26 protein-coding genes are annotated in these 23,497 nt (G+C 66.8%); 10 read left to right on the plus strand and 16 right to left on the minus strand.

Annotated elements, in window-relative coordinates; genetic code table 11:
• Positions 1-213: 213 nt before the first annotated feature.
• Positions 214-708, minus strand: coding sequence for a flavoprotein (locus ACWF9G_RS02430; protein WP_379309568.1), 495 nt, complete (start codon positions 706-708; stop codon positions 214-216).
• A 38-nt stretch (positions 709-746) separates the two neighbouring features.
• Positions 747-2,105: a helix-turn-helix domain-containing protein gene (locus ACWF9G_RS02435; RefSeq protein WP_379309569.1), complete on the minus strand. Its 1,359-nt coding sequence runs from the start codon at positions 2,103-2,105 to the stop codon at positions 747-749.
• A 306-nt stretch (positions 2,106-2,411) separates the two neighbouring features.
• Between ACWF9G_RS02435 and ACWF9G_RS02440 the strand changes: the two genes are divergently transcribed.
• From ACWF9G_RS02440 to ACWF9G_RS02450, 3 genes are read left to right on the plus strand one after another with little or no spacing between them, the layout of a single operon-like run.
• Positions 2,412-3,098, plus strand: a complete 687-nt coding sequence (locus ACWF9G_RS02440) for a hypothetical protein (RefSeq protein WP_379309570.1) — start codon at positions 2,412-2,414, stop codon at positions 3,096-3,098.
• Positions 3,095-4,240: a radical SAM protein gene (locus tag ACWF9G_RS02445; protein WP_452513097.1), complete on the plus strand. Its 1,146-nt coding sequence runs from the start codon at positions 3,095-3,097 to the stop codon at positions 4,238-4,240. The genes ACWF9G_RS02440 and ACWF9G_RS02445 overlap by 4 nt, the downstream gene beginning before the upstream one ends.
• 9 nt (positions 4,241-4,249) lie before the next feature.
• The gene (locus ACWF9G_RS02450) at positions 4,250-4,903 is read left to right on the plus strand and encodes a hypothetical protein (protein ID WP_452513099.1); all 654 of its coding nucleotides are present in this window, start codon (positions 4,250-4,252) and stop codon (positions 4,901-4,903) included.
• A 57-nt stretch (positions 4,904-4,960) separates the two neighbouring features.
• On the opposite strand, the gene ACWF9G_RS02455 is transcribed toward ACWF9G_RS02450, so the two are convergent.
• Entirely contained in the window at positions 4,961-5,407 is a 447-nt protein-coding gene (locus ACWF9G_RS02455; RefSeq protein ID WP_452513364.1) for an NUDIX hydrolase, read from the minus strand.
• A gap of 102 nt (positions 5,408-5,509) precedes the next feature.
• Here ACWF9G_RS02455 and ACWF9G_RS02460 point away from each other — a divergent pair, with 102 nt between their 5' ends.
• A complete protein-coding gene (locus ACWF9G_RS02460; RefSeq protein ID WP_452513101.1) occupies positions 5,510-5,713 on the plus strand; it encodes a hypothetical protein in 204 nt (67 codons plus the stop codon).
• 351 nt (positions 5,714-6,064) lie between these two features.
• On the opposite strand, the gene ACWF9G_RS02465 is transcribed toward ACWF9G_RS02460, so the two are convergent.
• From ACWF9G_RS02465 to ACWF9G_RS02495, 7 genes are all read right to left on the minus strand, one after another.
• Positions 6,065-6,607 carry a hypothetical protein gene (locus tag ACWF9G_RS02465; RefSeq protein ID WP_379309573.1) on the minus strand — a complete coding sequence of 181 codons (543 nt, stop codon included), beginning with the start codon at positions 6,605-6,607 and terminating at the stop codon, positions 6,065-6,067.
• 415 nt (positions 6,608-7,022) lie between these two features.
• Positions 7,023-7,433 carry a lasso peptide biosynthesis B2 protein gene (locus tag ACWF9G_RS02470; RefSeq protein ID WP_452513103.1) on the minus strand — a complete coding sequence of 137 codons (411 nt, stop codon included), beginning with the start codon at positions 7,431-7,433 and terminating at the stop codon, positions 7,023-7,025.
• The gene (locus ACWF9G_RS02475) at positions 7,430-7,690 is read right to left on the minus strand and encodes a lasso peptide biosynthesis PqqD family chaperone (RefSeq protein WP_379309575.1); all 261 of its coding nucleotides are present in this window, start codon (positions 7,688-7,690) and stop codon (positions 7,430-7,432) included. Before ACWF9G_RS02475 ends, ACWF9G_RS02470 begins: the two co-directional genes overlap by 4 nt.
• Positions 7,671-9,536: an asparagine synthase-related protein gene (locus ACWF9G_RS02480; protein ID WP_452513105.1), complete on the minus strand. Its 1,866-nt coding sequence runs from the start codon at positions 9,534-9,536 to the stop codon at positions 7,671-7,673. The genes ACWF9G_RS02475 and ACWF9G_RS02480 overlap by 20 nt, the downstream gene beginning before the upstream one ends.
• A 140-nt stretch (positions 9,537-9,676) precedes the next feature.
• Complete coding sequence (locus ACWF9G_RS02485) at positions 9,677-9,832, minus strand: lasso RiPP family leader peptide-containing protein (RefSeq protein WP_452513107.1); 156 nt, start codon at positions 9,830-9,832, stop codon at positions 9,677-9,679.
• 387 nt (positions 9,833-10,219) lie between these two features.
• Positions 10,220-10,423 (minus strand): hypothetical protein, encoded by a 204-nt coding sequence (locus ACWF9G_RS02490; RefSeq protein ID WP_452513109.1) that lies wholly within the window; start codon positions 10,421-10,423, stop codon positions 10,220-10,222.
• A gap of 9 nt (positions 10,424-10,432) precedes the next feature.
• Complete coding sequence (locus tag ACWF9G_RS02495; protein ID WP_379309580.1) at positions 10,433-10,660, minus strand: three-helix bundle dimerization domain-containing protein; 228 nt, start codon at positions 10,658-10,660, stop codon at positions 10,433-10,435.
• A gap of 416 nt (positions 10,661-11,076) precedes the next feature.
• Between ACWF9G_RS02495 and ACWF9G_RS02500 the strand changes: the two genes are divergently transcribed.
• Positions 11,077-11,541: a hypothetical protein gene (locus ACWF9G_RS02500; protein ID WP_379309581.1), complete on the plus strand. Its 465-nt coding sequence runs from the start codon at positions 11,077-11,079 to the stop codon at positions 11,539-11,541.
• A gap of 405 nt (positions 11,542-11,946) precedes the next feature.
• Here ACWF9G_RS02500 and ACWF9G_RS02505 read toward each other — a convergent pair whose 3' ends face one another.
• The gene (locus ACWF9G_RS02505; protein WP_452513112.1) at positions 11,947-12,462 is read right to left on the minus strand and encodes a hypothetical protein; all 516 of its coding nucleotides are present in this window, start codon (positions 12,460-12,462) and stop codon (positions 11,947-11,949) included.
• A gap of 255 nt (positions 12,463-12,717) precedes the next feature.
• On the opposite strand from ACWF9G_RS02505, the gene ACWF9G_RS02510 reads away from it, so the two are divergent.
• A complete protein-coding gene (locus tag ACWF9G_RS02510) occupies positions 12,718-13,251 on the plus strand; it encodes a hypothetical protein (protein ID WP_379309584.1) in 534 nt (177 codons plus the stop codon).
• Positions 13,252-13,434: 183 nt separating this feature from the next.
• On the opposite strand, the gene ACWF9G_RS02515 is transcribed toward ACWF9G_RS02510, so the two are convergent.
• Together ACWF9G_RS02515 and ACWF9G_RS02520 are read right to left on the minus strand one after the other, a co-directional pair.
• The gene (locus ACWF9G_RS02515; protein WP_379309585.1) at positions 13,435-13,908 is read right to left on the minus strand and encodes a hypothetical protein; all 474 of its coding nucleotides are present in this window, start codon (positions 13,906-13,908) and stop codon (positions 13,435-13,437) included.
• A gap of 95 nt (positions 13,909-14,003) precedes the next feature.
• Positions 14,004-15,005 carry a helix-turn-helix transcriptional regulator gene (locus ACWF9G_RS02520; RefSeq protein WP_379309586.1) on the minus strand — a complete coding sequence of 334 codons (1,002 nt, stop codon included), beginning with the start codon at positions 15,003-15,005 and terminating at the stop codon, positions 14,004-14,006.
• 109 nt (positions 15,006-15,114) lie between these two features.
• Here ACWF9G_RS02520 and ACWF9G_RS02525 point away from each other — a divergent pair, with 109 nt between their 5' ends.
• A complete protein-coding gene (locus tag ACWF9G_RS02525; RefSeq protein ID WP_452513115.1) occupies positions 15,115-15,582 on the plus strand; it encodes a VOC family protein in 468 nt (155 codons plus the stop codon).
• Positions 15,583-15,894: 312 nt separating this feature from the next.
• Positions 15,895-16,665 (plus strand): MerR family transcriptional regulator, encoded by a 771-nt coding sequence (locus tag ACWF9G_RS02530; RefSeq protein WP_452513117.1) that lies wholly within the window; start codon positions 15,895-15,897, stop codon positions 16,663-16,665.
• Positions 16,666-16,906: 241 nt separating this feature from the next.
• On the opposite strand, the gene ACWF9G_RS02535 is transcribed toward ACWF9G_RS02530, so the two are convergent.
• Entirely contained in the window at positions 16,907-17,977 is a 1,071-nt protein-coding gene (locus tag ACWF9G_RS02535) for a hypothetical protein (protein WP_452513118.1), read from the minus strand.
• 171 nt (positions 17,978-18,148) lie between these two features.
• Positions 18,149-18,658: a MarR family winged helix-turn-helix transcriptional regulator gene (locus ACWF9G_RS02540; protein WP_379305805.1), complete on the minus strand. Its 510-nt coding sequence runs from the start codon at positions 18,656-18,658 to the stop codon at positions 18,149-18,151.
• Between the two features lie 92 nt (positions 18,659-18,750).
• On the opposite strand from ACWF9G_RS02540, the gene ACWF9G_RS02545 reads away from it, so the two are divergent.
• Positions 18,751-20,847, plus strand: coding sequence for an MMPL family transporter (locus ACWF9G_RS02545; protein ID WP_452513365.1), 2,097 nt, complete (start codon positions 18,751-18,753; stop codon positions 20,845-20,847).
• A 90-nt stretch (positions 20,848-20,937) separates the two neighbouring features.
• Here the strand turns inward: ACWF9G_RS02545 and ACWF9G_RS02550 are convergent, their stop codons facing one another.
• The gene (locus tag ACWF9G_RS02550) at positions 20,938-22,665 is read right to left on the minus strand and encodes a GMC oxidoreductase (RefSeq protein WP_452513120.1); all 1,728 of its coding nucleotides are present in this window, start codon (positions 22,663-22,665) and stop codon (positions 20,938-20,940) included.
• Between the two features lie 99 nt (positions 22,666-22,764).
• Between ACWF9G_RS02550 and ACWF9G_RS02555 the strand changes: the two genes are divergently transcribed.
• Positions 22,765-23,496 (plus strand): MerR family transcriptional regulator, encoded by a 732-nt coding sequence (locus ACWF9G_RS02555; protein ID WP_452513122.1) that lies wholly within the window; start codon positions 22,765-22,767, stop codon positions 23,494-23,496.
• The last annotated feature ends 1 nt before the right edge of the window (position 23,497 follow it).

Genomic DNA, 23,497 nt, shown 5'->3' on the forward strand with positions numbered 1-23,497 from the left:
TCACCAAAGCAGCTCGTGCTTGGATCGGCAATAGGCTTGACGCCAGCAAGCGGAGCCAGAGGGGCTGCTGCACGACGAGGTGACAGTGTGACCTATCAATGCAGCAGCCCCCGGCGAGTGGGCGGGTAAGGCCTTGGTGTGCAAGCACCCGCGCGCCCTATGTGAGTGCATGGCCAGGCTACAGGCGTGCCGGCTTTCCGATGTTGGACATAGTCAGCCGAGGCTTTTCAGAGCTGCTGCCCACGGCACCGGTTCGCCTTCGTTGACCCGGATGAAGCGCACGCCCCAGTCGGTGAGGTTTGACAGTGCGGCAGCGACTGGCGGGAACTGGAATTGAGCTGCTCGTCCGTGCGGAACCGCTACGACTGGTAGCCCGGCTCCGGTCGTTTCGACCAGCAGAGCCAGTGGCAGTGTGTCGCCAATTCCCGCTGCCCATTTCGCCATGGAACTTGTCGTCAGCGGCGCGGCGATGACCGCGTCGGGCGGCGGCAGCAGGTCTTTGGTGCCGGGGATCTTGAACTCCGACCGAACGGGGTATCCGGTCTGTGCCGCGAGTGCTTCGGTGTCGATGAATCGAGCGCCGTTGGGGGAGGCCAGAACACACACGTCCCAACCGTCTGCCTGCGCGAGGGTCACCAGTTCCCCGACGTCCCCTGCCCCACCGGCTCCTGTCACGATTGCGTACAGAACTCTTGTGCGCTCACCCATGTCCCCATCATGGCAGGCAATGGGTGATGCGTCTTCGCCTACAGCGCCACGGCACCGACCCGGGAAGCGAGTTTGCCGAGGTCACCGGTGACGAGGTCGCGTCCGGCCTTGATCATCATGTGGCCCACTAGTTCCTGCACCGTGTCCATGTTGCGGACCTGTTGTGGCGCGATGCGCTCCGCTCGTAACAGTGCGTCCAGGGACATGGTGTGGTCGTCGCGGGCTGCGGCGGCACGCCCGACTTCTACGAAGTACTGTGCGGCGCGGCCGACGGTCGGCAACGATCGAGGGTCGAGGCGGTGGGCGAGATCGAGCACTCGTTCCGGGGATCCTTCTTCCATGGCTACGGTCATGTTCCACAACGCCACGTTGGCCGAGCCGAAGGAGACGTTGCCGACGATCGTGGTGGGATCGTCGATGGTCGCGCGGTCGAGTTGAGCCGCGTACTCGGCGGCCTGGGCGAGGTGATCGTGGGGGCTGGCGCCCATGGTGGCGGTGACCAAAGAGGCTTGGAGGTGGAGCATTCCGACTGTTTGTATCTCGGGGGCGGTAGTTGCGTCGGGTCCGACCTGGGCGGCGGTGTGCACGGCGCAGTCTAGGGCAGCCTTGAGGGACTCGGGTCGGGCGAGGAGTACCTGGCTGCGTACGTAGGCGCCCGAGGCGATGCCTTGTCTGCTGTCGATGCGTTTGGCAGCGGATTCGGCTGCTTGCGCGGCTGACCAGGCGACGGCGAAGTAGCCGCGTGCGCGCAGTGCCACCGAGGTCTCGGAAGCGACCTGGGCCAACGCATCCCACGCGGCGCGGCGGTCTCGGGGCTTTCCGCTGTGGGCTTGGCGGTACAGATCGGTGATCGCCGGTGCCAGCAAGGGGCCTAGTTTCGCGTATTCGCAGGCCATTTGGAGTTTGGTGATGCGTCGGGCGAGCGCGACGAGTTCGCCGATCTCGCGGACCGGCTGATCGTTTCCGATGTTGCCTGCTGCCCAGAAGGCTGTTTCGATGGCGGGCACCGAGGCGTCGAAGTCGTCGGTGGCGGGGCTGCTGCTGGGGAGGATGTCTTCGGTGGTGGCCGAGGCGACGGCCGCTGCCGCGAGGACGAGCAGCTGGCGACGGTCGACCTCGGTTGCCGCGTTCTGCCGGGGGAGTCGGAACCACAGCAGTTCCTCTGGGATGTGCAGAGCTGTTGCCCATTGGACCAGCTTGGACATCTTTTCGGGAGCTTCGCGGGACTCGATCCGGCTCAAGGTCGCCTGGGACATGTCGAGCCAGTTGGCGACGTCGAGTTGGGTGATCGGGGACTTGTGCATGGGGTGGGTGCGGAAGGCGAAGATCACCCGGCCCATGTGCCAGGAGGCCAAGGCGTCGCGCATGTGATCGCTGGCCCAGAACTCGGCGGGCATGACCGGTGCGCCGACAGCGGGTTCTTCGCGCGCGCAACTACTGCATGCCGTACCGGTGTTGAATCGGGACAACCGAGTCCCGCACATCGGGCATTCGCGCGCGTTGTTGGTCGTCCGCATCATCCGCCCCGTTCCGCGATCATGGCCGTCCCCAACGGTTTTTCCGACGGTACCACCGGCTCTACCCAGCCCATATGCGCCTTCTGCATACGCCGGAATTCCCGAGACTCGTTGTGTGTATAGCCAATTCGCTATCGACGCGGCGATCGTCGGTGTGTCCGATATCAATCCTGCGGAAGGGGCGACATGGCGCTATCACTGTTGGTGCCGATCCTCGGGCCACCGGCATCCGGAAAGACAACGCTCACGCTGGCGCTGGGCAAGAATCCCGACCGGCACGTGTTCAGATTGCGCGAACACGTGCCGCCCGAGGTGGTCAGGCAGACCGCCAGCCACGGCCCGCGCGACCTCGGCTGGATCGACGATGACGTCGTTAATCCGGCGGTGCGCCAGTATCTGAGCACCGTGGCCACCGATTCCCGGATCCACACGGTGCTCCTGGACAACTATCCCGGCACGGGCCAGCAGGTCGAGGCGCTGCTCGAGATAGCGCGGGAGCTCGCACCTGGCTGTGCCGTCGAGCCGATCGAGCTCGTGCTCGACGCGCCGGCCAGACGTAAGAGGGCGCGAGCACGTCGAGTCTGTCACCGATGTGAGCGCGATCCGGCCGCCGATCCGCGCCTGCCCGCCACCGCGTCGACGTTCGGCGGATGGACCTGCGTGAACTGTGGCTCGCTGCTGCACCCGCGGCGAGGCGACGCTCCGACACTGTTCGCCGCCCGCACTCGACGCCACGACGACACGGTCGAGGACGTGCGTACCGCGTTCGACCGTGCGGGCATCCCTACCAACTCCGTCGACGGCGCCGACGACGCCGCGACCCTCGCACGAATCGTCGAGCCCCTGCTCATCGTGAGGAGCACCACCGCATGACCAGCACAACCCCTCTGGGACTCCCGACTTTCCGGCCCGACACCTACGGCCACGCCCGTATGCCGCGCAACGCCGGACAGCGCGAACCACATCGTGTCGACAAGGTCTCCTATGGCCGGTTCCGCAACGTCTACCTCTACATCACCGAGGCTTGCCAGTTGCGGTGCGAGCACTGCTACATGGGCGAGCGGCTCGAGCGGGCGTTGAAGATGACCCCGCAGCAGATCGTCGACACCCTCACCACCTGGCGGCAGCTCGGCGGCGACAAGCTCACCATCCTCGGTGGTGAGCCGACCCTGCACCCCTGGTACATCGACGCCATCCGGGCGGCGAGGACCATCGGCTACGGCCACGTCATCACCACCACCAACGCCCAGGCCATCGCCCGCAAGAAGTTCGCCCAGCTCACCCCTGAGGACTTCGCCTACGTTCAGGTCAGCATGGACGGCGGCAGCGCGGTCATCCACGACACGGTCCGCGGTGAGGGCACTTTCGACCAGGCGATGCAGACCAGCGCCGAACTGTGCGAGCGCGGGTTCGACACCCGCATCATCTGCACGGTCAACAAAGCCAACGAGGGTGATGTCCTGCGCCTGCTCGACATCGCCGACGACATCGGCGCGAGCCTGGTCAAGTTCCACGTGTTCTCCACCATCGGCACCGGCCACGGCAACGCCGACATGGCGATGAATCCCCTGGAATGGGTGAACTTCTGCGCCAGGCTCGAATTGGTTGCACCGGAACACAAGTCACGGGTGTGGTTCCAGCCCACCTACGCCCGCCGCGACCAAATGGACCGCTACGCCGGGGAGGGCTACCAGGGCTGCATCGGCCGCACCCTCGACCGGATCTCGATCTTCCCCGACGGTCGCTGCTACGTGTGCAGCTACCTCTTCGATACCGACACCTACTACGCCAAGATGCGCGACGGCCAGGTGCTGCTCAACCGCGACAGCGAGGTCAACGAGTTCGATCTGTTCACCAAACCTCTCGTCGGCAGCGCCTGCGGCGGCTGCAAGGAATCGGCGTGCATGGGTGGCTGCCCGGCCGAGGAACTGGTCATGGGGTCTTCGTCGTGCTCGGCCTACCCCGACATCGTGCCGGTCTGCCGACTGTGGAAATCCAGCGCGAAACCCGAATAGGAGACCCCAATGCACACCATGGAAACCGTCATCGAACCGCTTCGCTCGCTCGACTGGAACGACGTGGAGGCTGTCGAGTCGGCCACCCGCAAGTCCTTCGAACTGCTCGCCGCCCAGAAGTACCTGCTGCGCCGCGAGTTGACCACGCTGCCCGACAACCCCGATCTCGCCGCACTGTGCGAGCACTACGACATCCTCGACAAGATCGTGCTGCACGACGACCTCGAAACCGGAATCCGGTTGCGCCTGCACATCTTCGGCCCCGGTTATTACGACCGCCCGCACAACCACCGCTGGACCTACGCCAGCCGCATCCTGCGCGGGGAATACCAGCACCGGCTCTACGGCGAAGCCCAACTCGATACCGAGATAGACGTTTCGAGCCTGCGCGCGGTCCACGTCCGCCAGGAACGAGTCGGGGCCAGTTACGCGCTGCACCACAGCGCTGTTCACGCCGTGGTCGCCGAACCCGGCACCGTGTCGCTGGTGCTGCGCGGCCCTGCCATCAAGGAACGGTTCCTGGTCATGGACGCCAAGAACGGCGAGTCCTGGTGGCAATACGGGGCCACGAAGGAATCCCTCGAAGACGCTGTGGAGAAACGCATGTCCCCGCAGCGCCTCGAGGAACTGATCGCCTCGCTCGATGAGTGGCAGCTCATCTGACGAGGTCTAGCGACGGTGGGGACCGGTGAGAGAGGTTACGGTCCCCACCGTCACCTGTCACCAGCCGAACAGTGACAGTGACTTGCCGGAGGAGATGTGGCCCAGTGCTTCCCGGCAGTAGGGGATCATGTCCGCTGGGAGAGCGTCGGCGGCGAACCATTCCAGCGCATCGCACTTGTCGGGTTCCATGTTCGTCGGTTCGCCCTCCCACTGCCGGACCTGGAAGAAGAACGCGACGCGCCCGCCGGACGAGCTGTTGTGCATGATGTGCGCGAACTCGACGTCCTCGGGCGCGATCTGCACACCGATCTCCTCGGCGGCTTCACGCCGCAGCGCCTCGACAACCGACTCCTCGGCCTCGAGGTGTCCCGAGGGCGGGTGGAAGGCGCCATCGGCGTACCCGGTGCCAGCTCGCCGGCCGAACAGGATCCTCCCCTGGTCGTCGGTGAGCAGCAGGTGCACATCACCGATGAGGGTGTGCCTTTCAGTGCTGGCCACAGCCATTTCTTGCCTCTCTCTCGATGCGCTCGACATGAACGCGAGCACGACCATAAGCCATCGGCGGCCCATGTACTACTGGTCCGCCGCATCGGAATCGGAGACCCCATGTCGGACCAAGTCACCCTCCATCGCAGCGAAGGTCAGCTCCTCGTTGTCCCCAGCCAGACACCCGAAAACTTCCGCGCGATCATCACTTTCGGTGCGGCAGCCAGGCACGGCCGTCGCGATGCCTGCCTCCCCGAATGTCAGCGAGTCGGCTACCACCGTCAGGACTTCGCGACGAACTCTGGTCGCCACCACATGGAGTGAGATGGACACCACCGACTCGTGGGACTGCGTCCACGCCGGCACGGATCATCGGGGCTCCCGATATACCTCGAACTCAGCGCCTTGCCACCCTGGCCGAAGAAACACTCCCCGCCGCCACAGCCGCCGGAACAATGAACCCCACTACACCCCCGAACCAGGGCCAGTACTGCACCAGCGCACGGCGGCGGCAGTACCGGGCAACCCGAAACGCCACGGGAATCCGCTTCTTCGGTTGCCCATGTTCTACCCAGACGGGGCGCCTTCATTGGTCTAATCCACCGAATCATGGTCGCCCAAACTGCGGGATCTGACGCAACCGTTGCGCGGAGACCGACCCGAGTTCTTCTGAGGTCAGCCCATCAACGCAGGTCCAGTTTGCCCGTCCCGGGCGCTGTACCTCCATGGGCCGCTGAGAGTCACGTTGGACTGACTCCCCACTCCCAGAGACTTCCGGACCTCGCCGATGAACCGGTCCCGATGCTGCTGTTGCCGTTGTCGTGCTGCGCGCCACGTATCGTCCGGCGGGACGGAGCCATTGAACGCGGCGGCCATCACATCCATATCGGCGAGATGCAATTTCTCAGCCGCGACAACGACTTCACGCGGCGCGATCAGACGCAGCCTGCTCAAGCTCGCCATCGCGCGGCTGCGGCCTTCTTCAGCCTTCTCCTTCTGATCGACAACGCCAGCAGCGTCGCCCACCGCCCGCAGCTCCAGAGTGCGTGCGGCACTACCGGAGAAGCTCGCCTCGAGGTACTCCACGTAGGCATCGACGAGGGACTCTCGGAACCACCTCCGGTGCTCCCGTCGCCCCGTGACGTAGAGCGTTCCAAATGACAGGACGGCGGCCAGGGTGGCAGCAACCGCACTCAGGATTGACGGAATCTGTGTCATACGGACCCGCTTGCCAGTCGACGATCAGTGCTCTACCAGCCTATGCGGACATCACAGCGGCTCGGGCGTGTTCGGTAAACGGTCGTTTTCCGAACGCTCCAGCGGAAGCGGCCGGGCTCGGGTGATCGCGAACGGGTGTTTGGTCCACAGTCGGATGTCGGCCAGCGCCGTGAAGATCTGGGATTCCAGTCGAGCATGTGCTCGATCCGCTGCTGGCGGTGGCGTTGCCGGATCCAGCCGAATTCCACTCCTTGCGTACTGGATCGATTCTCCGGTGTAGTCCAGTCCCTGTACGTGCGAAGGTCGTCAGCGACCTGGCCCTTTGCGGACATGTCGACTCCAGCGCAGGCAACACCGACACAGGAGGCCGGTGAGCCGACAGGCCCCCCCGAAACCCGCACAGGGAAAGTCGAGGTCAGCATGGGGGGACGGTGAGCAGGGTGTGGTAGGTGGCGGTGTCCTCGGGCTCGCCGACGCGGCGTCCCTGCGCTTCGACCCAGGCGTGGGCGGCAAAGGGTGGAGTGCGTACTCCCGTGCACCAGATGGGCCAGGTGCCACCGAGCCGACACAGCAAGGTGGTAGCCAGGGAACGCTGCAGGCAGTACCGGCCCGAGCACGCGACGCTGACGGCGGTCACGTCCTGGCGGGCCCGCAGGGCAGTGGCGTAGTCGGCGGGCACCGATCCGCGGCGTGCCACGTGCAGGACAGTGCGCAGGCGCCGGGGCGGGAGGCGAGCCAGCAGCCGTGCGGCTACGACGGCGGTGCGTGCGGCGATACGGCGGCCCAGCGGTGGGCGGGTTTGTCCGGTGTCGAGGATCTGGCTCACGGGGCGCTCACCACCAGGCCGACGCGGGTGAGGTGGTCGAGTAAAGCCGCGACGTCGGCCCCGGCGCGGTCGCGGTCGACGGGGCGGGTCGCTGCGAGCCGGTCGGCGACCTGTTCAGGGGTAGCGCCGTCGAGCAGCGCCGAGACGACGGCGGCACCGGTGGTGTTGAGCTGCCAGTAGCGGCCGTCGCGTTCGTCGAGTAGGACCATGCCGTCCTGGGTGGGGCAGCAGGAGACGTCAGTGCGCAGCTGTGTCAACGGGATGCTCCTCATGTGGGCTGGTAGGGGTGAGGTAGGCGGGGACGGGATGGGTTGCCAGGTCGCGCAGCCACGCCTCGGTCGCCAGGGTGTACTCCAACTGGGCGCAGCCGCCGGTGTGCAGGCCCGGGCTGAGCAGGACACGCCGTAGCTCGTTCTCCTGCGCGAGGCCCGCGGCCACCAGATGCGAGGTGTCGGCCCAGTCGGCGAGTTGGCGGGAGTGGGTTTTCAGGCCGTCGTACCATTCGTGGCCGCAGTGGTCCTTGGTGGTGCGGGCCAGGAGGTGTTCGGGCACCAGACCCTTCATCGCGGCGGCCAGCAGTGGTTTGTAGGACCAGGGGTCGCCCGCTTCCTGGGTGCGCACCGACAGGCAGGCCGTCAGGACGGCGTCGTCGCAGAACGGGCTGTCGACCGGCAGCCCCCTCGCTGTGCCGGCGTCGGTGATGAGCCCGGCCAACCTTCCGGCTTCCCTCATCTGGTGGATCCAGGCATGCCGACCGGGGTCGGCGGCCAGCGGTTCGGCCTGTTCGGCGGCGCAGCACAGTAACCCGGCGAGCTCGTCGGCGGCCAACGTGCTCGCCCACACCGGAAGGACAATCCGCTGTCCCCATGTCTCGGGCGTGGATGCGGAAACGGCGGGTTCGCGGAGGCGGCCGGCGGCCGCGGTCAGCCAGGCCGGGTAGGAGCCGCCGCCCAGCAGCATGCGGGCGGTGGCGCCCAGCGGCCAGCGGTGGCGGGCCTTGAACCCTGCGGTGTGGCGCAGTGCGAGCCGGGGGTGGTGGCGCAGCAGCTCGTGGAGGTAGGAGGCGGGGGGCGAGACGGCGTGGTCGCCGCCGTGACCGGACAGCCGCAGCGTGGCTCCCCGGGCGCGCATCGCGTGGGTGAGGTGGCGCTGGATCTCCCCGTCGCGCAACAGGGCCGAGGGTTCGTCCAGTGGGTCGTGTCGCTGGTCCAGGCCGGTGAAGCAGCCGGGCAGCTCGTCCGAGGGGAAGGTCAGGTGTTCGATGTGGGGCAGATGGTCGGCGGCGTAGCGGGCGTAGTGGTGGTCGAGGTTGCCGGGGGCGCTCCAGTGCAGGGTCGCGGTGACCAGGCGGGCTCCGGCTTCGGCGGCCAGGAAACACAGTGAGGTGGAATCCATGCCGCCGGACAGGTCCGCGGCCAGCACCCAGCCCGGGCGAGCCCGCAGCGCCACCGCCTCACGCAGGGCCTCACGCAGGCGACTGGCCGCCTGCGCCAAGGGCAGGTCCGCAGCCGGGGGGTGCCACCACCTGATGGTGCGGCAGGCCCCGTCTGGGTCCAGGTGCAGCGCCTCACCGGGCGTGACGGTGTCCACGCCATGCCACATCGCCGCACCCGCCAACGGGTGCGGCAACCCGACAGCGAGGCGGGCCGTGAGCTGGGCGGTGTCCGGGTCGGCACCGGTGAGCCAAGCCAGGGTCCGCGCCCGGTCCGCGCACACGGTCACCCCCTCGATACTTGTCCGGTATACGCGACGCCCCCCGGATGCACTCCCACGCACGTACACATGTCTGTCCAGGGCCGCGACCACGTGAAAGCTGCCATGGACACCGCCTAGCGCCGCCTCCAGGTCCGCGACCGCGTGCACACCCTCGAGGCGGGCGGTCAGGTCTGCGGTGGTCGCCGAGGAGGTGCCCACCACTGCCAGCATCCGCCCGCCCACCACTGCTAGGCGCATCTCCTGGGGCGGCCAGGAACCCAGCAGCCACGGCCGCCCCGACGGGTAGGACACCACCTGGTCGGCCCGCTCCCGCAACCGGGTCAGCACGGCAGGTAGCGCTGCCCGGTCCGGGACGATCACGAACCAGCACGCCGACGTATCGCTCACCTCGCAGTCAGCTCCTGACATCTCGCCTGCTTCTTCGATGAACGGACCCGTCCTGCCCGTCGGGGTCGATGGGTGCCGGTCCGCGCCCGCGGACGGCCGCGGACCGGCACCTCAGTTCACTTCAGCTGCTGGCTGCGGCCCTAATACATGTACGAATCAGCGCCATTCATGTACGAATGAGTGCCCTCGACAGGGCCGATTGGTGCGCCCTGGGTGAGGTCGGCGAAGTCGCCGACCTCGGCCAGCAGCGGGGTTTCATAGATCTCGGCGGGCTCGATGTTCAGTGTCTCGTTCATCGTTCACCTCCAGATCGACTCGGGCGGGCCATCCGCCCATTGATACCTTAAATGCATAACTTGACTGGCTGACCCCGCTGCGGGGATTTCTGCCGCCATGTCCAGCACCGCTGTTTTGCCGACCCCTGGCTCGCCCCGGATGACCAACACGGCTTCGGATGTCTGCCCGCGGACGAACGCCGTCACCAGATCCCGTTCGACCTCACGACCAACCAGCACGGCGACCTCACCCTGTTCTTGTGGAGCTGTTCATCGAGTTGACGCCCCCGTGGAGAAGACGACGTCGACTTCGCAGTCGTTGCTGGTAGGGGATTCGGCGCTGTCATGCATACCGTAGGGCGGCTACGTCACGATGCTGTGAAGCCGCCGCTCGGCGTGGCGGTCGAACTAGTCGTCGGCCATGCCGGGGAACCGGCGGTGCAGACCGTCGACGAAACGGCGAATCTGGCGCAGGTCGGCTTGCCACGCGGCGCGCTGCTGCGGGGAGCCGGCCAGTGCCATGTCGGTTTCGAGCCTCGCCGCGTGCGCGGTGAGCATCTCGACGAATTCCCGGGCTTGAGCCACGTCGGGATCGTCGTCCTGGCGGCTCATGCCGACCGCTCAACTGGAGTTCGACAGGACCCGATCGACGTTGCGTTCGACCAGAAGCGGAACGAAGTCCCGAACCGGCGCCGTCGAGAAATGCTGGTAGGCGCTGCGGGCGATGTCGGCAACGGTGTCAGCGTCGATCTGGGGGTAGCGCTGCTCGAGTCGAGTGACGACCTCACTGATGCGGTTTCCTCTTCGTTCGCCATAACCCGTTGTCGCGGCCTGTCGGCGAACGGTCAACCTCGCCTGCCCGATCTCGGCAGTATGGCACCGACCGGCTCGACGTGCCTGGCCAGCCGAATCCGAACTCCGCCAGGTCGCAGCCGGGCTCGCTGCCGGCGGTTGGCTCTGACCGGATTTGTGTACTGCCCCGTCTGTTCACCGCAGACGGTGGATTCGTCGTCGACACCTGGCGCGAGGGCTACGCGAACCTGTTCCGGCACGTCACCCCGGTAGTCGACCGGGATGGCGCCGAGTTGTTCGACCGCAGGATGGTTGCGGGCGGACGCGGTACCGATCTCCCGAACCCCCGCGCGGGCGGTGGCGGACTACCCTCGACCACAGGGCCGGCATCTCCACGCAGGCTGCCGACGTACGTGGGGACGCCATCCAGGCCGTCATGCAGTCGCATCATCCAACTCCACGGGGAAGGCGCCATGACCACGATCCATCTCCACCAGACCACCACCGCGACGCCCGAGCAGTTCCTCGCCGGCCTCACCGATTTCGGCCCGGGCCGCAAGGAACTCTTCGGCAACAGCGCGGACAACTATCTCGAGGTGCACCACGAAGGCCCTCATGATGCCGACGTCACGGAGGGCTCGCGCGGCATCTGGGAACGCCTGCACTATGACTGGACCGACCCTCACCGCGTCCTGATGACGACCACCGACTCCAACCTGTGGGGCGGCGCCTCTGGCCACACCTACACCCTCACGCAGCAGTCCGCTGGGACGACCGACGTGGACGTCGTCGTTGTCCGCGACGGGAAGAACCTCAAGGGACGGCTGCTCGCGATCGTGCTCGGAGCCTTCGGCACGCGCATCCTGGGGAAGGAGCTCAGGAAGTCGGTCGAGGCGATCGAAGCCCGCGGCGACGGCGCACACGGCACGGCCACCTAGTAGGGCCCGTCGGAGAGTTCTCGCGGAACGGCGGCGACGTCGACCAGCGCGCCGTTGCGCCACACGGTGACCTCGACGCGTCGGCCGATGGTGCGCTCGACCATGAGGGCTGGATATCGGTCGCGGTCGCGACGGGGCGTCCATCGATCGCCACGAGAATGTCCCTGGCGCGGAGACCGGTATAGCTGGAGTAAGTGACTATTGAACCGGGTGAGGCGGGTGCGGTGTCAGTAGGCCATTGGTATGCCAATGTGGTGCCGATCAAATCGAGCTGAACGATCCGCACGACCGTGTCGATGTCGGCGGTATCCGGCGGCGGGGTGATCGCGGCGCGCACCGTGGCGTGGATGTCGCTGCCGTGGTTGAGGGCTTCGACGGCGGCACGCCCGAGGGAGAGGGGCCGTCTCAATACAGTGACGGCAGTGCCTTCGCCACATGACGTTGGAACTCCGCCTGGAGCGGAACCAGGCGAGTGTGATTGTCCTTTGCGGATTCGAAGCTGTCGGCCCACACCGAGTCGTATGCCGCACGACGTACCTCAGTCGCCAAAGTCTGCAACTGGTCATCGAACACACGAGCATTCGCCTGCTCGAACCGGAGGACGGCGTCGGACCAGCCCACCGCGGTGGGGGTTTCCCACTGCCGTGATGGCCACTGGCCCGACTCCTTGAAGATCGTCAGGACGCGGTCGAGCTCGACGTCAGCGGCGTTGATCAAGTCCGCGAGTGCAACCTGAAGTGCGAGAACACTCTCGCGCTGAAAGGTGTTGCGCGCCAACTGGCGCTCACGTTCGAACTGAACATCTCGCGCAGCCGCCTCGCGACGACTCGTGAATCGCTCCTTGTAGATCGTGAGTACCGACGTCGACAACGAACCGAGCGCCACACCAACGAAGCCGAAAATCGCTTCTGTCGCCACCACCCCATGACTCCTATCGCGGCAGTCGACCTCGACCGTCCCGAACACTCAATGGTCTTGGTGCTGAAGATGAGTCGGTCAACGAGGCATCCGGGTTCGATCATCTCAGACTGTGTGCCACGATCGCCATACTCGAGTTCCGTAGATGCGGTCCCTATTCTCGTCTAGCTACGATGATCGGACAGTGATCCCTGGAGGCGCTGGCGGCTTCGCTGGAGGCCGGCAGGTACCCCCACGGGATCTCCTGATGGAGAGGTAATGGGTACCGTGTACTGCCCTGTTATGGAGCTCAACCTGTTGAAGGACCTGCAGGACAGGATCGGCTTCGAGAACTACGCCAACGGATTCGGGTTGCTCGAGTACGGGAGTACCTCCGAGCTCGAGGCTTGGTCGGAGAACCCGGAGTTCACCACCCGGTTGGTTCCCTTCGCGCAGGCGAATGGTTCTGGTTCGTTCTATGCGCTCTGGCGGTTTAACGACCAGGCGGAACTCACTGCCTTGCCTGTTGTGGTTTTCGGGGACGAGGGTGGACTGCACGTGGTCGCACGTAATGTGCGGGAGCTCTTCCAGCTCATCGGCTTCGATTCGGAGATCATGGTGGACTGGGACGAAGTCTCATTCTGGCGCGAGTCGGACGAACCGCACAGCACGGGCCACGCCGAGTACACGGCCTGGCTCGCACAGCACTTCGGCCTGCCGGTGGCCGAGAATCCGGAGGCGGTTGTCGCTACGGCACAGGCGGAATTCGGGCAGCAGTTCGCCGACTGGGCTCGTCGCTTCTTGCCCAACTAGGGGCGCCGTTGGCGAACGGCGAGCCAATGCTGCTGGCCCGACCGAATGTGGTTCCAGCGCACGCTCGGACAGCTCATCGATGCCGACTGCGACGGCCCGCTGTGGGCACATGGCGGTTCCCGCGTGGGCGATGAGGAGACCGTGGCCGAGGTGATCTCGGAGTTCGAACGCGCGAGCGCCTGTCTACGCCGCAGCGTTCGCGAGCTGCCGATAGAGCCGCGCCAGTTTCGCGGCGTCCTTGCGATCGAATCCGATCATTTCGTCGATCTCGCGGGACAGGAACTCGAGCCAGTCCGCGATCGCGGCGTGCTGTGCGGGGCGGAGGCCGCGCAGGGTCGTCTCGTCGTCGCGTCGCGCACTGCGGAGATAGCTGCTGAGAAAGATCCAGAGCTCGAAGTCGTACGGTTGGATCAGCATCAGCTTCAGCACCGCCGGGAGGTAGTACTCGACGGCCTGCGCGGTCATGTACGTGAAGTCTTCCATGTGCAGACTGGGCAGAAAGCTCGCGCGATCGATATCTGCCCGCGAGCGGCCGTGAAAGTGCGCGATGACGTACGGCGCGTCGATACTCGGCGGTGCGAGTTCGTCCTCGGTGAGCGGCAGCGAGCCCGTGAACACCTGATCGATTCGGTGCGTGACCTCATCGCGACTCCTCATGGCCGCCACAACCTACCTCACCATTGCTGCAGGCCGGTCTTGGTTGACTCCTGATCTGTGAGAATTCGTCCTCGCTGCATATGTTTCGAACGTGCTCATGACCTCGGGCGTGCGGCCCGCGCGGCTCGCCGGGACAGCGCGGTGAAAGCGTCACGCAGTGAGTCCGGGCCGATCACTTCGATTTCGGTGTCGAATCGTGCCAGCGTCGCGGCGAGTGCGGGCCAGGACCAGGAGCCGGTCAGGAGTCTGGTTCGTGCGGGGCCGAGTTCCTCGACGGTTCCGTCGCCGGCGAACGGTGCCACCTGTGCGACGGGGAGATCGAGGATCACCTCGCCCCGGCAGGGCCAGCTGTCGGCGCTGTCGGAGCCTTTGAATCGGGCGGACAGGAACGCGGCGACGTCGCCACCTGGTACTTGGCGTGGGGTGAAGCGTGGCCCGTTGGGGACGCGCAGTGCCATCCGATCGGCACGGTGTATCCGCCAATCGTGCCGCTGGGGATCCCATCCGATCAGGTACCAGCGACCACCCCGAGCCACGAGGTGGTGCGGATGTACCCGCCGTGCCGGTTGCAACCCCGGATGCGGTGAATCTGCCACTGACCGGTAGTCGAACCGCACCTCCTCCGCGGACCGGACGGCGGCGCTCAGCGCGAGCAGAACGGCGGTGTCGACCTGGGGATCTACCCTGCGCCCGCCCGGTTCGACCGCGATCACCTCGAGGGCGTCGACGCGTTGGCGCAGGCGGGAGGGCATGACCTGCCGCACGGTCGTCAAGGCGCGTGCGGCCGCCTCCTCGATACCCGCTCCCGTTCCGACTGCGATCCGTAACGCCACCGCGAGCGCGACCGCCTGCTCATCGTCGAACAGGAGCGGGGGCAGCTCGCTGCCCGCGTCGAGCCGGTAACCACCCTCGGGTCCCTTCACCGCGTGAATCGGGTAGCCGAGTTCGCGCAGCCGCTCGACGTCGCGGCGAACCGTGCGTTCGCTCACGGCCAGCCGTTCGGCGAGCAGCATTCCAGGCCAGTCACGGCGGACCTGCAGCAACGACAACAGCGAGAGCAGGCGGCGGGAGGTCGCTGTCGACGATGCGATCGGCATGTGTCCAGGCTGCCACAAATAGCGGACGTTCCCTGACCGGTACTGCTGACAGGGTGGAATTTGTCGCCGGAGTCCTCCGGTGGCGAAACACTCCGAAGGGATCTGTCAGATGTCGGTAAACGCTGTCGCTCACTTGAACTTCCACGGTCAGGCTCGCGCGGCTCTGGAGTTCTACCAGTCGGTGTTCGGTGGCCGGATCACCGTCGCGACCTACGGTGACTTCGGGATGCCCGCCGCGCTGCCCGACGCCGCCAAGGTGGTGTTCGGTCAGGTCGTCGCCGACGACGGGTTCCGGGTCATGGCCTATGACGTGCCCGGTGCGGACGCGCCGGTCGCCCAGGACCCGCCGACCACCCGCCGCGAGAACGGCGCCACCCTCACCGCGGAATCCTTCTTCCTCTCGGTCCGTGGTGACACCGTCGAGGAGGTGGGCGCGCTGTGGGGACGACTCGCGGACGGGGCGACCGTCATCGAGGAGTTCGGCCCGGCACAGTGGGCGCCCGGGTTCGGGATGCTGCGCGATCGCTTCGGTGTCACCTGGATCCTTGACGTCGCAGCTGAATACGCCCAGGCCTGAGGCAATTTCACCGGGGTGCGGCGATTGGTCGCACCTCGGTGGGTCCTTGCTCGATTACAGCGGATCGTGCAATTGAGCCAAGAAGCTGGAACATGCGCAAGCAAATGATCGTCGCGACGGTCCTGCTCGCCTTCGCCACGACCGGCATCGTGGTCGGACAGGTGGCGTCGACCAATCCGCAGCCACTGTTTCGACTTGGTCGAGGCCGCGGCCGACAACCGTCCCAGGTCCGGGCCTTGAGGTTCACGTTGCGTCAACGTTTAACGTCGAGGTGCCGGACAGGCCGGCCGAGTTTGAACGGGAGGTGTGGGCGTGTCCTGGTCGGTCGCCGAGATAGCTCGCATGTCTGGAGTGACGCCGCGGACGCTTCGTCACTACGACGAAAGAGGGCTGCTCCCTCCGGCGGGCATCCGTAGCAACGGCTACCGCTTCTACGAGCCGGAACAACTCTTGCGGCTACAGCAGATCCTCGTGTTGCGGGAGCTGGACCTGGGGCTCGACGCCATCGCAGCGATTCTCGACCGGCAGACCGACCGCGTGCAGGCTCTGCGCGACCGCTACACGAGGGTGATCCGCGAGCGTGATCGCCTTACTCGCGTCGCGCAGACCCTTGCCCGCACCATCGAGGAGCTCGAGAGACAGGAAGGAGCAGCGGGCATGGTCGAGATCAACAGGCCGGAGAACCTTTTCGAAGGCTTCGACCCGAGCCGGTACGAATCAGAGGTGCTGGACGATTTTCCGGACCAGCAGCAGGCACGGGAGCGGTCGAAGCGCTTCACCGACTCGCTGAGCGCCGAGGAAACAGTGCGGATGCAACGGGAAACGACAGCGGCGATGATTCGTATGGCCGAGCTCATGGCATCCGGCACGGTGGTGAGCGACCGCTCCGTTCAGGCCGAGATCGACGTCGCGTACCAGTTGATCCGCCCGACCTGGAATCCGGACGCCGACGCGTTCAAGAAGTTGGCCCGGACGTACCTCGACGATCCGGCTCATACGGTGAATTTCGACCGGATCGCTCCCGGGCTCGCGCAGTACTACCGCGACGCGATGGTGGTCTTCGCCGACACTCGGCTCAATTGAGCCGATATCCAACCGTCGCGAACGAGGACGGCCTCGGGCTGATTATCGGTGCGGGGGTCAGCGCGCGGTCGGGCCTGGGCGTGTCTCGAAATGACACCGCAGGTGTGAGACTGGTTGAGGGGCGGTGTCTTTGACAGTGGCGAGGTTTCCGGTAGTTGGTGGATCGACCAAGATTCAACTGCATACCGGAGACCTCGTGACCGCACCGGCGGTGACGGGCCACCGGGGATTCTCTGCCCGATCAAACGGGTAGTGCGCCGCGGTGTCCGCCGCCTTGCCGCCCACGCTCGGTCAGCGCGACTACCCCGTGGCCCGCCATCCGGGTCTGCGGACCCAGGGTGAGCGGACCCACAGATGCCCGTTCAGCGATACGCAAGGGGGTCATCGCATCCGGGATTCCTGTCCGATGCTGGAACTCCACCCATTGCGAGTCCCGAATTTCGGTGAAATCCGCACCGCCGGACCGATCTCCGATCCGGCCGAACAGGATGCCGGAGACGATGTCGTCCCAGGCGTCGGGTGCGAAGCCGTGGTCGCGCAACCACTCCGACACCGGCTCGGCACGCAGACCCAGCTCGGACGGGTGGGGGTCGCCAGACAACGCCGGGTCCTCGTGAACGCGATCATCGAGGCCGGCCCCGCGTATCATCTCGCCGTTTTCGGCGATACCCCAACCACCCCATTCGTAGTCGCCCGGTTCCTTGTACCAGTGTGCTGCGCCGAATCGACCGCTCAGCTCGGCACAACGTTCATTCCTGGACGGGCGCGACATGCTGGTGAGCCATGCCTGTTTGACGTCATCGGACTCGTTCTGCATGAACGTCTCCCAGACGTAGGATTTCTGCGCCTCCTGGATCCGCCGGTCGTCACGGGGGTAGTGCGAAGCCGGATCCCCGAATACGAGCGTCCAGCCATCGAGAACGGGGCTGACGTAGACCCGTTCACACTCCTCGATCGGATGTCGTCGGTTTTCCAAGGCCACAACGGTGCCCATCGCGACGGTTGCCGGGACCGGATCCGACAGCCCGAACGCGTCGAGTACCGCGGCTTGGTCATCGGTGGGCAGCGCCCACCACAAGCAATCCTCCGCTGCTCGCAGGGGTTGGGGCCGCTCGCGTGCCAGCTTGGCCATGATGAACCGATGCAGCAGCGCGAGGTCGGCGGGTTCGATAGTGTGCCAGCCGATTTCGGCGAGGGCGGCGAGTGCGCTGCGCCGTTCGGACAGGTGCGACCGTCTGACCTGCTGCAGCAGTGGAACCAGCTGCGCGCGGTCGGTGGCGCCGAACTGAGCGAGGTAGTGATCGATGGACATCGGTGACAAGAACCCTCCGCATGAGCAAGTGCCTGGTTGGCGAGCGGTCAGTCGTGCACAGTGCCAGAACCCTCCGACAGCTGGGCGCCCTTCGCCGGTGGACAGCCAGGCCATTCGGCTGCTGACCCAGCGAGCGGCGTTCGGCAACCATCTACCACTTCGAAACACTGCCTAGCCGGCGGTCGCTCCCGGCAGTTCGCCGTAGAAATCGCGCAGGGCGGCGGTGATCCCGACGAAAACTCGGTGGGCGGCGGCCAGGTCGGCGTCGGGCAGGTCGGCCAGTGCCGCCCGGGTGCGCGCGCTGAGGGGGCCGAAGAACCCGGCTGCCACGGACATCCCGTGGTCGGTGTAGCCGAGGTGGACGCGCCGCCGGTCCGTGGGGTCGGGGACGCGCTCGAGATGTCCGGATTCGATCATGCGCTCGACCAAGTAGGTGACAGCGGGTGCGGAGACGCCCATGAGCTTGCTCAGCTGGCCCGCGGTGAGCGGTGCGCCTTCGGCGTCCGCGGTCGCGACATGCATGAGGGCACGGAAGTCGTTCGGGCGCAGGTCGTTCGACCGCGCGAAGACGTGCCCGATCTGTTCGGAGATCGCGGTCAGCGCGCGCAGATCCCGGGCGATCTCGGTTTCCAGCCCCGTCCGGTCGAGGGCCGGGTCGGTGTTCGCGGTGTCCTCGTCCACGCGGTGTCTCCTTTCGGTCCGGCTGCGAGCTTATCCGCTCCGCGGGGTCGGCATTGCCAGGTAGTTAAGTTTCTGAAATAGTTTCCCGCGTGATGCGAGCGAGTAGTGGACAGGGATGGGACCGGTTCGCCCGGCTGGTCACCGGACGGCGATCGTGGGCGGTGCTGCTGGTGGTGTTCGCGGCCGCGATGGCCGTCATGGCGTTGGCGGGCAGCAACGACAGTGCTGGGCAGGCCCCGGTGTCGCTACCGTCGTCGGCGGAATCCGCCCGGGCCGCCGCGGCGGCCGCGGACTTCCCGGACGCGGGGCAAGCCGCCGCGATCATGGTGGCGACTCGCACCGACGACGGCGTACTGACAGCTCCCGACATGGCGGCGCTGGAGGACGCGCTCGTCCGGGCCGATGTGCATTCGACCGGCAGTCCCCGTCTCGTTTCGGCGCCCGACGGTCGCGCCGCCATCGCCCAGATTCCGGTGTCCGCTGACCTCAACGGTTTCGCGCTCACCGACCGGATCGACGCGCTGCGTGCCACCGTCACCACCGGATTGCCCGAACAGCTGCGGGTGCAGGTGACCGGTGGGCCTGCCTTCGGGGCCGATATCGCCGACTCGTTCTCCGGGGCGAACACGCTGCTGCTGATCGTGACGGCGCTGGTGGTGATGACGCTGCTGATCGTCACCTACCGCTCACCGATCTTGTGGCTGGTCCCGTTGACGGTCGTCGGCCTGGCCGACCGCGTAGCCACCAGCGTGGGCACCGCGCTGGCCCAGATCACCGGCCTGACCTTCGACGGTTCGACCTCCGGCATCACCAGCGTCCTGGTCTTCGGCGCAGGCACGAACTACGCGTTGCTGCTGGTCTCGCGGTACCGCGACGAACTGCATCGGCATCGCGACCATCGCGACGCCCTGCGCGCGGCGGTGCGCCATGCCGCGCCCGCCATCGTCGCCAGCAACATCACCGTCGTGCTGGCCCTGCTGACGTTGCTGCTGGCCGCACTGCCCAATACGCGCAGTCTGGGTGCGTTCGCCGCGGCCGGACTCGTCGTCGCGGTGATCTTCGTGCTCTTCGCCCTGCCACCCGCCCTGGCGTTGTGTGGGCGAGGTGTCTTCTGGCCGTTCGTGCCCAGCGCGGACGGTCGTGATCCGGCCGAGCACGGCATTTGGGCGGCCGTGGCGATGCGGGTGGTTCGCCGCCCTGCCGTCGTCGCGGGCGCCGCGTCAGCGGTCCTGGTCGTCTTCGCGACCGGGCTCGCGACCACCGACATCGGGCTCTCCCGCACCGAGCAGTTCCGGGTCGAGGCCGAATCCGTCGACGGCCTGCAGACCATGGCCGCGCACTTCCCCTCCGGCTCCGCCGATCCCGCTGTAGTGATCGCGCGCACCACCGCCGCCGACTCCGTGCAGTCGGAACTCGAAGGAGTGCAGGGTGTTTCGCGTGCCACGCGAACCGGCACCTCCGGTAGCGGCACCACGCGCTGGTCTGTCGTCCTGGACGCGCCACCCGGCTCGGTGGAGGCGTTCAGCACGGTCGAGGCGATCAGGACCGCGGTCGGTGACGTACCCGATGCCGACGCGCTCGTCGGTGGTTCCGATGCCGAGGCACTCGACATCCGCGACGCCGCCCGCCGCGATCAGGCGATGGTCATCCCGCTGATCCTCGCCGTCGTGCTGCTGGTCCTGCTGGCGCTGTTGCGCGCGGTCCCCGCGGCGGTTCTGCTGGTCGGTGTGACGGTGCTCAGTGCGCTCGCGGCGCTCGGTGCGGGCAGCTGGATCAGCGACACGGTGTTCGGGTTCCCGGCGCTGGACACCAACGTTCCGCTGTTCGGTTTCCTGTTCCTGGTCGCCCTCGGCGTGGACTACACGATCTTCCTGGTGACCAGAGCGCGCGAGGAGGCGGCCGCGCACGGCACCACCCAGGGGATGGTCCGCGCCGTCGCCTCGACCGGAGCGGTGATCACCAGCGCCGGCGCGGTCCTCGCCGCGGTGTTCTGTGTGCTGGGCGTGCTGCCGTTGATCACGCTCACTCAGCTGGGCATCGTCGTCGGCGTCGGCATCCTGCTCGATACCTTCGTCGTGCGGACGCTGGTGGTTCCGGCGTTGTTCGAGCTACTGGGTGACAAGGTCTGGTGGCCGGCGATGCCCGTGAAAACCGCAGGTGCGCAACCGGAGACCGTCGCCGCCGCGTAATACTCAGGCCGAATGGAGACCGCGTGGCGAAAACCGAGAAGCCCCGGACACTCGGTGCGAAACCGAGTGTCCGGGGCCTCTTCTGGGATCTCAGCCCGCGGTCTGTTCCTTGCTGCGGATCTCCACGATCGGCAGCACCAGCGCTGCGGGCGCGCCCGCGGGCACGGCGGGCTGCTGCGGGGCCACCGGTTCGATCCGGGTGTAGCCGACGCTCTGCTCGGGGCGGGTGTCGACCTCGCCCTTGTTCGGCCAGTAGGCGGCCGCGCGCTCGGCCTGGGCGGTGATGGTCAGCGACGGGTTCACGCCCAGGTTCGCCGAGACGGCGGCGCCGTCGACGACACTGAGTGTGGGGTAACCGAACACACGGTGGTAGGCGTCGATCACGCCGTGCTCACGGTCGGCGCCGATGGCGGCACCGCCGAGGAAGTGCGCGGTCAGCGGGACATTGAACACCTCGCCCCAGGTGCCGCCCGCGACACCGCCGATCTTCTCCGCGACCCGGCGGGTGACATCGTTGCCCGCCGGAATCCAGGTCGGATTCGGTTCGCCGTGGCCCTGCTTGGAGGTGAGCTTGCGGCCGCCGAACAGGCCGCGCTTGGTGTAGGTGGTGATCGAATTGTCCAGGTGCTGCATCACCAGCGAGATGATGGTGCGCTCGCTCCAGTTCTTCACGCTCAGGAAGCGCACCAGCAGCAGCGGATGCATCAGCGCGACGCCGAGGAAGCGCAGCCAGCGCGGGACCTTGCCGCCACCGTCGACCATCAGAGTCTGCAGCAGACCCATCGAGTTGGAGCCCTTGCCGTAGCGCACCGGCTCGATGTGGGTGTCGGGGGTCGGGTGGATCGAGGAGGTGATCGCGACGCCCTTGGTGAAGTCCTGACCGGGCGCCAGCGTCTTGGTCGCCGCGCCGACGATGGACTCGGAATTGGTGCGGGTCAGCAGGCCCAGCTTGTCCGAGAGGTTCGGCAGCACACCCTGATCGCGCATCGAGTGCAGCAGCTTCTGGGTGCCGAGGGTGCCCGCGGCGAGGACGACCTGCTTGGCCGTGAAGGTCTTGGGGTCCTTGCGGACCCAGGCACCGGTGCGCTCGGTCGCGACATCCCAGGTGCCATCCGGCAGCGGCCGCAGCGCGTTGACCGTCGTCATCGGAATGATCTGTGCCCCGGCCTTTTCCGCGAGGTACAGGTAGTTCTTGACCAGGGTGTTCTTGGCGCCGAACTTGCAGCCGACCATGCAGTCACCGCACTCCACGCACCCGGTGCGCTCGGGGCCGACGCCACCGAAGTACGGGTCTGCCACGGTCTTGCCCGGCTCGCCGAAGAACACGCCGACGGGGGTCTGCACGAAGGTGTCACCGACGCCCATGTCCTCGGCGACGGCCTTGAAGATCTCGTCGGCGGGGGTCATGTGCGGGTTCTGCACCACGCCGAGCATCTTCTTGGCCCGCTCGTAGTACGGGGTGAGCTCGGCGCGCCAGTCGGTGATGTCGCGCCACTGGGCGTCCTGGAAGAACGGCTCCGGCGGCACGTAGAGGGTGTTGGCGTAATTCAGCGAACCACCGCCGACACCGGCGCCGCCGAGGATCAGCACGTCGCGCAGTGGATGGATGCGCTGGATGCCGAAGCAGCCGAGCTTGGGCGCCCATAGGAATTTGCGCAGGTCCCAGCTGGTTTTTGGTAGCTCGTCGTCGGTGAATCGGCGGCCGGCCTCGAGAATGCCGACCTTGTATCCCTTCTCCACCAGGCGCAGTGCGGTAACACTGCCGCCGAAGCCGGAGCCGACGATCAAGACGTCGAAGTCGGTGGTGCGATCGGACATACGAGGGCTCCTCGAAGGGTGTCGACAGTGACGTCGGTAACGCTAACGTCGACAGCCAGAGCTGTCAAAGTTCGCCGGGATCGGCCCTATGCTGGTCGGGTGCCTCGATACACCCGTGCGGAACTCGCCGACATCAGCGGCGTGGCGGCGCGCACGATCCGCTACTACCACTCGCTCGGCGTGCTGCCGAAACCCGGCCGCGCGGGCAAGGAGGTCGTGTACTCCGGCGCGCACCTGGACCGGCTGCGCGACATCGTCGCCATGCAGGCCCGCGGGTTGCGTCTGGACGCCATCCGCGAGGTGTTCGACGCCGAACCGTCGCCCGGCGCCGGTGACTGGCGGACGCTGTTCGATCCGCGCGCCGCGCAGGCGGGGGAGCGTGCGGTCTTGGTCGACGACGCCGAACTGACCGGACTGCTCGGCGACCGCGGCACCGACGTCCTCGCCGAACTGATCGCTGCGGGCTACCTCGAGCGTCGCGGCGACAGCTGGTTCGTCCCCGACCGCCCCATGCTCAAGGGCGCGCTCGTGCTCTACGACGTCGGTACCGACATCACCCTCAGCGGTGTGCTGCGCACGCTGATCCGGGAACGGATCGCCGACCTCGCCGACGATGTCGTGCGCACGGTTCGCGCCGCGGCGGGCACGGGGTACGGCGGGGAGGACATCGGCGTCGACCTCAGCCGCTTCCGCGACCAGTTCCTCGCCATGGCCTGGGAGGTCGGCGGCGCGACCTTCGCCGCGGAGATCGAACGCGCGGCGGGTTCGGTGGACCCGGTCGAGGACACGGCCGAACGTCGCCGTCTGCACGGCGCCGCCGGTGCGCGATGAT

The sequence above is a fragment of the Nocardia sp. NPDC055029 genome (assembly GCF_053608525.1).